Source organism: Streptomyces muensis, assembly GCF_021474425.1.
Taxonomy (GTDB): domain Bacteria; phylum Actinomycetota; class Actinomycetes; order Streptomycetales; family Streptomycetaceae; genus Streptomyces; species Streptomyces muensis.
Genome location: NZ_JAKEIP010000323.1, coordinates 1 through 8109, shown reverse-complemented (window position 1 = coordinate 8109; position 8109 = coordinate 1). Strand labels below are relative to the sequence as shown.

Annotated in this window: 9 protein-coding genes and 1 tRNA gene; 2 read left to right on the top strand and 8 right to left on the bottom strand. The window is 70.6% G+C overall.

Annotated elements, in window-relative coordinates:
• The coding region (locus L0P92_RS39380; protein WP_443733835.1) for an AMP-binding enzyme at window positions 1-721 on the top strand (721 nt) is incomplete at its 5' end.
• A gap of 275 nt (window positions 722-996) precedes the next feature.
• Here L0P92_RS39380 and L0P92_RS39375 read toward each other — a convergent pair.
• The 6 genes from L0P92_RS39375 to ehuB all read right to left on the bottom strand — a co-directional run bounded on the left by L0P92_RS39375 (window position 997) and on the right by ehuB (window position 5190).
• Window positions 997-1070: transfer RNA gene (locus tag L0P92_RS39375), tRNA-Lys, on the bottom strand.
• 98 nt (window positions 1071-1168) lie between these two features.
• Window positions 1169-1927 carry an IclR family transcriptional regulator gene (locus L0P92_RS39370; RefSeq protein WP_234767942.1) on the bottom strand — a complete coding sequence of 253 codons (759 nt, stop codon included), beginning with the start codon at window positions 1925-1927 and terminating at the stop codon, window positions 1169-1171.
• A 177-nt stretch (window positions 1928-2104) separates the two neighbouring features.
• On the bottom strand, window positions 2105-2881 hold the full coding sequence (gene ehuA, locus L0P92_RS39365; RefSeq protein ID WP_234767941.1) for an ectoine/hydroxyectoine ABC transporter ATP-binding protein EhuA: 777 nt from the start codon (window positions 2879-2881) through the stop codon (window positions 2105-2107).
• Between the two features lie 10 nt (window positions 2882-2891).
• Window positions 2892-3542, bottom strand: a complete 651-nt coding sequence (gene ehuD, locus L0P92_RS39360) for an ectoine/hydroxyectoine ABC transporter permease subunit EhuD (RefSeq protein ID WP_234767940.1) — start codon at window positions 3540-3542, stop codon at window positions 2892-2894.
• The gene (ehuC, locus tag L0P92_RS39355) at window positions 3539-4288 is read right to left on the bottom strand and encodes an ectoine/hydroxyectoine ABC transporter permease subunit EhuC (RefSeq protein ID WP_234767939.1); all 750 of its coding nucleotides are present in this window, start codon (window positions 4286-4288) and stop codon (window positions 3539-3541) included. Before ehuC ends, ehuD begins: the two co-directional genes overlap by 4 nt.
• Window positions 4285-5190 carry an ectoine/hydroxyectoine ABC transporter substrate-binding protein EhuB gene (ehuB, locus tag L0P92_RS39350; RefSeq protein ID WP_234767938.1) on the bottom strand — a complete coding sequence of 302 codons (906 nt, stop codon included), beginning with the start codon at window positions 5188-5190 and terminating at the stop codon, window positions 4285-4287. The genes ehuC and ehuB overlap by 4 nt, the downstream gene beginning before the upstream one ends.
• Before the next feature lie 47 nt (window positions 5191-5237).
• Here ehuB and L0P92_RS39345 point away from each other — a divergent pair, with 47 nt between their 5' ends.
• Window positions 5238-5732, top strand: coding sequence for a DUF3830 family protein (locus L0P92_RS39345; protein WP_234767937.1), 495 nt, complete (start codon window positions 5238-5240; stop codon window positions 5730-5732).
• Here the strand turns inward: L0P92_RS39345 and L0P92_RS39340 are convergent.
• Both L0P92_RS39340 and L0P92_RS39335 read right to left on the bottom strand, forming a co-directional pair.
• Window positions 5713-7122, bottom strand: coding sequence for an amidase (locus L0P92_RS39340; protein ID WP_234767936.1), 1410 nt, complete (start codon window positions 7120-7122; stop codon window positions 5713-5715). The genes L0P92_RS39345 and L0P92_RS39340 overlap by 20 nt on opposite strands.
• Before the next feature lie 29 nt (window positions 7123-7151).
• The coding region (locus L0P92_RS39335; protein WP_372497404.1) for a D-2-hydroxyacid dehydrogenase at window positions 7152-8109 on the bottom strand (958 nt) is incomplete at its 5' end.

Genomic DNA, 8109 nt, shown 5'->3' with positions numbered 1-8109 from the left:
GTTTGCTGCCCTGCCCCCTGCTGGGGGTGCGGGGGCGCGTCACCCGCGCCCCCCTTGCCAGGTGGCGCGTACCCCCCCCCGCCGGCGGGGGCCTAAGCGGGCGGCCGGACGGCTGCTGAACGGCGACGAGGCGATCGGGGAGCTGGTGAACCGGGCGCCGAACCCCTTCGAGGGCTACTGGCGCAATCCCGAGGCGGAGGCCGAGCGTCGCCGGGACGGCTGGTACTGGACCGGCGACCTCTTCTACCGGGACTCCGACGGCTACCTCTACTTCGCCGGCCGCACCGACGACCGGATCCGGGTCGACAGCGAGAACCTGGCCGCCGCGATGATCGAGAACATCCTCGCGCGGTACGAGGGGGCGTCCGCCGTCGCCGTGTACGCCGTGCCCGACCCCGTGACCGGGGACCAGGTCATGGCGACGATCGCCGGAACCTTCGACCCGGAGACCTTCACGACCTTCCTGACCGCCCAGCCCGACCTCGGCACCAAGATGGCACCCCGCTTCGTACGCGTGGTGCAGCGGATGCCGGTCACGGCCACGAACAAGATCCACCGGGCGAGCCTGCGCAAGGAGGGCGTGCACTGCGCCGACCCGGTGTGGTGGCGCCCACCAGGACAGCGGACCTACCAAAGACTGAAAGACGCCGAAGGACCTCCCGCTCCCACGAGAGGTCCTTCACCGGTGCGCCGCCAGGGACTCGAACCCCGGACCCGCTGATGCTGCATCTCCCGGGGGCTAACCCCCGGACCCCCAGCCGCCTCGCAGGACCCGGGACGGTGCGTTCGGGGCGTGTATACGCCGAAGGACCTCCCGCTCCCACGAGAGGTCCTTCACCGGTGCGCCGCCAGGGACTCGAACCCCGGACCCGCTGATGCTGCATCTCCCGGGGGGTAACCCCCGGACCCCCAGCCGCCTCGCAGGACCCGGGACGGTGCGTTCGGGGCGTGTATACGCCGAAGGACCTCCCGCTCCCACGAGAGGTCCTTCACCGGTGCGCCGCCAGGGACTCGAACCCCGGACCCGCTGATTAAGAGTCAGCTGCTCTAACCAACTGAGCTAGCGGCGCATGACTCGCGCTGGCCGCGTTCCCAGGGGGTTCGCGGCTGGCGACGAAGAAAATACTACCTGGTCCAAGGGGGTGGTTCTGACCAACCCGGAGGGGTGCTAGATCGCCAGTGACAGCAGTACCGGCGCGGCGTTGCGGTTCAGGGCGTCCGCCGCCTGGCGCAGGCGGTGGGCGTGCTCGACCGGGAGGGACAGGGCGAGGCAGCCCACCGAGGAGCCGGCCGTGATCGGGACCGCCGCGCACACCGTGCCCACCGCGTACTCCTGGAGGTCGAGGTGGGGGACCGTCGGCGGCTGGGACTCCAGGCGGGAGAGCAGGACCCGGTCGCTGGTGATCGTGCGCGAGGTGAGCCGGGCCATCTTGTGGCGGGAGAGATGGTCGCGCCGGCCGTTGTGGTCGAGCTGGCCGAGCAGGCTCTTGCCGATCGCGGTGGCGTGGGCGGAGTAGCGGAAGTCGACCCACTCGTTGACCACGGGCGTGGTCGGACCGGCGGCGAACTGGTCGATCCTGATCTCGCCGTCGACGTACCGGCTGATGTAGACGGCGGCGCCGACCGAGTCGCGCAGCCGGTCCAGGGTGCGCTGGAGGTTCTCCCGCAGGGCCTGCTCACGGCCCTGGGCGGAACCGAGGCGGGTCAGCGCGGCGCCCGTCACATACGCGCCGTCGCCGACCTGCTCGACGTAACCCTCGCGGCGCAGCATCAGCAGGAGGCTGGTCAGGCGCTCCGGTCCGATGCCCGTGTGCCGGGCGAGGTCGGTGTCGGTGACTCCGGTGCTGTGCCGTGCCACGGTCTCCAGGACGCGCAGGGCGTCCTGGGCCGAGTGGTGCGGCGTCGTCGGCTCGTGCTGGAGCGCCACGGTTCCCCCTGCGGTCGCACGTCGCTTCTCATGGTCAGGGTTCGGTTCGGGTCAGCCAATCTCCTTCACGATAACGGGCAAGAGGCTTGTAGTGAGCGCTTGTTGACGAGATTGCGACGCCCTCAACTGCGGCACCGGCACTCTGGCATATGCCGAGGTCATGGGCTCACCACAGAGTCACAGCACAGCGCTGAGAAACTCCCGCGTGCGGTCGTTCTCGGGGTCGTTGAACATCTTCTCCGGGCTGCCCGACTCGATGACCCGGCCGGAGTCGAACATCAGGACCTGGTCCGAGATGTCCCGGGCGAAATTCATCTCGTGGGTCACACAGAGCATGGTGATGTCCGTGCTGCGGGCGATGTCACGCAGGACGTCGAGGACGCCCGCGACCAGCTCCGGGTCGAGCGCCGAGGTCACCTCGTCGAGCAGCAGCACCTGCGGCCGCATGGCCAGCGCCCGCGCGATGGCGACCCGCTGCTGCTGGCCGCCGGACAGCTGGGTCGGGCGGGCGTCGCACTTGTCGGCGAGGCCCACCATCTCCAGCAGCTCACGGGCGCGGGCCTCCGCCTCGTCCTTGGACAGGCCGAGGACGGTGACGGGAGCCTCGGTGATGTTGCGCAGCACCGACATGTTCGGGAACAGGTTGAACTGCTGGAACACCATCCCGATGCCCTTGCGGACCTCGCGGATCTGCTTCTCCGGCGCCGGGAAGAGCTTCTCCCCGGCGACCGTGATGGTGCCCTCGTCCGGCTTGAGCAGGGTCATCAGCAGCCGCAGGATCGTCGTCTTGCCGGAGCCGGACGGGCCGATCAGCGTGACGTGCTTGCCCGAGTTCACGGAGAAGTCGAGACGGTCCAGGATCGTGTTCGCCCCGAACCGCTTGGTGACCTGCTCGAACCGGATCAGCTCGGTGCCGTCCACCGGCGGGTTGGCGCTCGCGTCGGGTTCTTTCATCAGAGGGGTGTCAGCTGACAAGGCGTCGCTCCAGGGCTCGTACGAGAAGGGAGGCCGGATAGGCGATGAGGATGAAGGCCACCCCGATGACCGTCAGGGGCTCGGTGAACTGGAAGTTCTCCTGCGCGAACAGCCGCGCCTCGCCGAGCATCTCCATGACCGTGATCGTCATCAGGATCGGGGTGTCCTTGAGCATCGCGATGACGTAGTTGCCGAGGGCGGGCACCACCCGGCGGATCGCCTGCGGCAGGATCACCACCCGCCAGGTCCTCGCGACCGGCAGGTTCAGCGCCGTCGCGGCCTCCCACTGACCGGCCGGCACCGCCTCGATGCCGGCCCGGTAGACCTGCATCGTGTACGTCGAGTAGTGCAGCCCGATCGCGAAGACACCGGTGGTCAGCGCCGAGGCCGTGACGCCCCACTCGGGCAGCACGTAGAAGAGGAAGAACAGCTGCACCAGCAGCGGGGTGTTGCGGATGAACTCCGTGACCACCCCGACCGGCCAGCGCACCCAGCGCGTCGGCGTACGCATCAGCAGCGCCCACACCAGGCCGAGCGCGAACGAGATCAGCGAGCCGAGCGCCAGGATCCGCAGGGTGAGCAGCAGCCCGTCCCAGAAATGTGGCATGAAGTCGGCGACAGCGCCCCAGTCCCAGGTCATGACGAAGCACCTCCCGCTCCCACGCCGCCGAGCGAACCCGCCGCGCCCACACCGGTCGTCTCAGGACGGTGCAGCTCCTGGTCGGGCGTGCGCCCCACCGGCTTGCCGACTCCCGCCTTGAGTTTGCGTTCAAGGCCGCGCATCCCCCGCGTGAGCAGGAAGGCGATCACGAAGTAGATCAGCAGGATGTACGTGTAGATCTCCGCGCTCTGCTGAAGTGCGAGGCGCACCAGGTTGGCGCTGAAGGCCAGGTCGCCCATGCCCGTGATCGACACCAGGGCCGTGCCCTTCAGCAGTTCCACCAGCAGGTTGGTGAAGGAGGGGATCATCTCCGGCACCGCCTGCGGCAGCAGGATCAGCCGCATCCGCTGCCACGGCGTGAAGCTGAGCGCGATCCCGCCCTCACGCTGCGCCGGGTCGACGGAGTTCAGGGCGCCGCGCACGATCTCGGCGCCGTACGCCCCGTAGGTCAGTCCGAGTGCGAGGGTGCCGGCCCACAGCGGGACCAGCTGCCAGCCGAAGGCGACCGGCAGCACGAAGAACACCCAGAAGATCATGATCAGGGCGGACGTCCCGCGGAACACCTCGGTGTAGACCCCCGCGAGGAAGCGGACGATCCACAGCCGGTGGGTGCGGGCCATGCCGACCCCGAAGGCGACCGCCGCGGCCACCAGCGCGCTCAGCACCAGCAGCTGGACGGTGACCCATATTCCTTGCAGTACGAGTTCCCAGAGTCCCGAGGTCATCCGCCGCACAGCTCCTTCGCGGTCATCTCGGTCATCTCGGTCCGCGTGAAGCCGAACGGGCGCAGGATCCGGAAGACCTCGTCGCTCTTCTTCAGCTTGTGCAGCTCCGCGTTGAAGGCGTCCCGCAGCTTGGTCTCGGTCCGCCGGAACGCGAAGGCGCCGCCGGCGAGCTGCGGCTTGCCGTCGAGGACGGGAGTGAAGGCCTTGGTCGCCTCCGCCTTCGAGGAGGTCCGCACGACCAGGCGGGAGGTGACCGCGGTGGCGGTGAAGTAGTCGACCCGCCCGGCCTCGACGGCGTTCAGTCCGGCGACCTGGTCGGGCACGATGAGGATGTCGCCGCGCCGGTAGCCCGCCTCCATCGCGTGCTCGATCTGGGCGTAGCCGGTACCGGTGGCGATCTTCGCCTTCTTCGCGAACGCGTCCTTGTAGTCGTGCAGCCCCATCGGATTGCCCTTGCGTACGACGAACGCGTCGGGCATCTGGTAGTCGGGGTCCGCGAAGATGACCTGCTCACAGCGTTCCGGGGTGACGTACATCCCGGCGGCCACGACATCGAACTGCTGTGAGTTCAGGCCGGGGATGAGCGAGCCGAACTCGGTCGGCACGGGCTGCACCCGGTCCACGCCGAGCCGTTTGAAGATCGCCTTGGCCAGTTCGGGCGCCTCGCCGGTCAGTTCGCCGTTCTTGTCGATGTACCCGAAGGGGATCTCACCCGCGATGCCCAGGCGTACGACACCGGCGGCCTTCAGCCGGTCGAGCAGGTCACCGCCTCCCTCCGTCGATGCCGTGGCCACTCGCGAGCAGCCGGCCGCTCCCAGCGCACCGAGCGCCGCCACCCCCGCGAGCAGCGACCGGCGCCTGGGCCCAGTTATGTCTCTGTCGTTCCCATTAGGTGGAGCCATGGCGGCGCGGCTACCCGGGACCATGCGATGTATGCACAGTGGAAGGCATGACTGAACGGTTCATCGAGGTGTCGCTGGTCAAGCGGGGCATCCGCTGCACGGCCGAACTCCTGGACGACCGCGCCCCGCTCACCTGCGCGGCCGTCTGGGACGCCCTGCCCCTGACCGGCGACGTCTACCACGCGAAATACGCCCGCAACGAGATCTACGCCCTCTTCCCGCCCTTCGCGGAAACGGAGCCGCCCCTGGAAAACCCGACGGTCACCCCCATCCCTGGCGACCTGTGCTATTTCGCCTTCGCCGGCACGGAACTGGGCACGAAGTCCTACGGCTACGACCGTGAGGTCCGCCCCGGCACGACGGTGGTCGACCTGGCCCTGTTCTACGAGCGCAACAACCTGCTCCTGAACGGCGACGTGGGCTGGGTGCCCGGCATCGTCTGGGGCCGGGTCGTGGCGGGCCTGGAGGAGATGGCCGAGGGCTGCAACGACCTGTGGCGGTCCGGGGCGCTCGGGGAGTCGCTCAGCTTCCGGCGGGCGTGAGCCCGGCGGTCGCGGCGATCCCGGCCTCGTAGAGCGTGTGCGCCGCCCGCAGGACGAGATCGTCCCGGTGCCGGGCGGCCACCAGCTGCAGGCCGATCGGCAGGCCGTCCCCGTCGGTGCCGACGGGGACGGTGGCCGCCGGCTGCTGGGTCAGGTTGAAGGGGTACGTGAACGGCGTCCAGCCCGTCCACCGACGGTGCCCCGAGCCCTTCGGGACCTCGGCGCCCGCCTCGAACGCCGTGATGGGGAGGGTCGGGGTGACCAGGAGGTCGTAGGTGTCGTGGAAGCGGCCCATGCGGCGCCCGAGTTCCATCCGGACGTCGACGGCGGCCAGATAGTCGAGCGCGGTGAGCCGGGCGCCGACCGCGCAGATCTCCCGGAGCCCGGGGTCGAGCAACTCCCGCTGGTGCGGCCCGAGATGCTGGGTCACCCGGGCCGCCCCCGTGAACCACAGGGTGTGGAAGGCGTCCACCGGGTCCGTGAAGTCGGGGTCGGTCTCCTCGACGTACGCCCCGAGCCCCGCCAGCCGCTCCACCGCCCGCCGCACCGCCGCCGCGACCGCCGGACGCACCGCCACCTGCCCGCCGAACGAGGGCGAGTAGGCGACCCGCAGCCCGCGCACCCCGCCGCTCAGGCCCGCAGCGAAGGAGCCCGGGGCGGGCGGCAGCGCCGACCAGTCACGGGAGTCGGGGGTGCCGATGACGTCCAGGAGCAGGGCCGCGTCGGCCGCGTCACGGGTCATCGGGCCGACGTGCGCGAGAGTGCCGAAGGCGCTCGCCGGGTACAGCGGGACCCGGCCGTACGTCGGCTTCATGCCGAAGATCCCGCAGAAGGCGGCCGGGATCCGGACACTCCCGCCGCCGTCCGTGCCGAGCGCCAGCGGTCCAGCGCCGAGCGCCACCGCCGCCCCCGCACCGCCGCTTGAGCCGCCCGCGGTGCGGGCCGGGTCGTACGGGTTGCGGGTGACGCCGGCCAGGGGCGAGTCGGTGACGCCCTTCCAGCCGAACTCTGGCGTCGTCGTTTTGCCGAGGAACACGGCGCCGTGCGCCCGCAGCCGGGCCACGGAGGGCGCGTCCTCGTCCCAGCGACCCTGCTCCGGGACGGTCTTCGAACCCTTCCGCGTCGGCCCGCCGCGCATCAGCAGGATGTCCTTCACGGTGACCGGAACGCCGTCGAGCAGCCCGGCCGGTGCCCCGCGCCGCCACCGCTCGGCCGACTGCTCGGCCCGCGCGAGGGCCGCGTCGGCGGTGATACGGACGAAGGCGTTCACCTCCGGCTGGATCCGTTCGGCCCGCTCCAGGGCGGCGCGGGTGGCGTCGACGGGGCTGAACTCCCCCTGCCGGTAGCCGTCGAGGAGTTGTACGGCGGTCAGTTCGGTCAGGTCCGTCATGCGTCGCCCTCCAGCCGTAGACATCGACATCAGCGTCCGGGTACGTACCCGCGTTGCTTGTCGACCACGTTCAGCAGTGGCCTGCCCGCCGCCCACCTCTCGTACAACTCCACGAACTGACGGCCGAGTTCATCCCGCCAGCCGATGGTGTCCCCACTCATGTGCGGGGAGACGATCAGGTTCGGGACGTCCCACAACGCACTGTCCGGCGTCAGCGGCTCGTGCTCGAAGACATCGAGCGCCGCCCCCGCGATCCACCGCTTGCCCAGCGCCTCCGCCAGCGCGTCCTCGACGACCAGCTGTCCGCGCCCGACGTTGACGAACCGGGCGGACGGCTGCATCACCCCGAAGCGGCGGGCGTCGAACATGCCGTACGTCTGCTCCGTGAGCGGCGCCGCCGCGATCACCCAGTCGGCGCGGGCGATCAGCCGGTCCAGGTCCTCGGGACCGTGGATGCCGGTGCGCGCGGCCCGGCCGACCAGGGCGGTGGTGATGTCCAGCGCCTTGAGCGTGCGGACGATCGCCCGCCCGATGGGCCCGGACCCCACCACACAGGCGCGCGTGCCGCCGACCCGCTGCCCCTCACGGTGGCGCCACTCCCGGGCGCCCTGGAGCTCCAGCGTCCTCGGCAGGTCCTTCGCCATCGCCAGCACCAGCGCGGCGACGTACTCCGCGATCGGCTGGTCGAAGATCCCGCGGGCGTTGGTGACCACGGTGTCGGAGTCGGTGAGCTCCGGGCACATCAGATGGTCCACGCCCGCGCTCGCCGTGTGCACCCAGCGCGGCCGCGGTCCCTGGCCGGGCCAGGCGCGGCGTACGGCGTGCGAGGCGAAGTCCCAGACCAGCAGCACATCGGCGGACGGCAGCCGCTCGGCCAGGGTGTCCTCGTCCGCGTGCTCGATCCGGGCGCGGCCGGTGAGACGGCCGAGACGGGGGAGGGGCTCGGCGTCGAGGACGAGCAGTGTGGGCGGGGCGTCGGAGGCGGGC

What these genes read in the sequence shown, in the direction of transcription:
- L0P92_RS39345 (WP_234767937.1), top strand. Translation starts at nt 5,238, where the DNA reads ATGACTGAACGGTTCATCGAGGTGTCGCTGGTCAAGCGGGGCATCCGC.
- ehuA (WP_234767941.1), bottom strand. Translation starts at nt 2,881, where the DNA reads ATGAAAGAACCCGACGCGAGCGCCAACCCGCCGGTGGACGGCACCGAG.
- ehuC (WP_234767939.1), bottom strand. Translation starts at nt 4,288, where the DNA reads ATGACCTCGGGACTCTGGGAACTCGTACTGCAAGGAATATGGGTCACC.
- ehuB (WP_234767938.1), bottom strand. Translation starts at nt 5,190, where the DNA reads ATGGCTCCACCTAATGGGAACGACAGAGACATAACTGGGCCCAGGCGC.
- L0P92_RS39340 (WP_234767936.1), bottom strand. Translation starts at nt 7,122, where the DNA reads ATGACGGACCTGACCGAACTGACCGCCGTACAACTCCTCGACGGCTAC.
- ehuD (WP_234767940.1), bottom strand. Translation starts at nt 3,542, where the DNA reads ATGACCTGGGACTGGGGCGCTGTCGCCGACTTCATGCCACATTTCTGG.